General features: G+C 60.2%; 1 protein-coding gene. It reads left to right on the top strand.

Annotated elements, in window-relative coordinates; genetic code table 11:
- A partial coding sequence (gene mshD, locus QM600_RS29540) for a mycothiol synthase (protein ID WP_283265331.1) occupies positions 1–361 on the top strand: 361 nt, incomplete at its 5' end.
- Positions 362–445 lie beyond the last annotated feature (84 nt).

The raw sequence follows: 445 nt of genomic DNA, 5'->3' as shown, positions 1-445 counted from the left end.
GACGCAAGCGGAGATCGACGAGCGCACGGCCGAAGAGTGGTTCGATCCGGCGGGGCTGTTCATGGCATTCGCAGACAGCGATCCGGATACACTCCTGGGCTTTCACTGGACCAAGGTTCATCCGCCGGAAGGCGACGAACCCGAACTCGGCGAGGTGTACGTCGTCGGTATCGATCCGGCAGCGCAGGGACGCGGTCTCGGTCGGGTGCTGACGCTCGCCGGTATGCACTATCTGCGTGATCGCGGTCTCGGAACCGTCCTTTTGTACGTTGAAGGTGACAACACCGCGGCCCTGAATACATACGAGAAATTGGGCTTCGGCAGGTTCCACATCGACGTGGCATATGCCCGAAGTGTCTGATTTCATTGCCGGTGGCGCAGAAATCTCCGGTCTGTTCATTCTCCGTTAACCATGTGTGGTCCAGCCGGACACCGCGCCCGCCTA

This window comes from Rhodococcus sp. IEGM 1379 (assembly GCF_030056815.1).
GTDB lineage: Bacteria > Actinomycetota > Actinomycetes > Mycobacteriales > Mycobacteriaceae > Rhodococcus_F.
The sequence above is the reverse complement of the archived record's forward strand: the minus strand, read 5'-3'. Positions and strand labels throughout refer to the sequence as shown.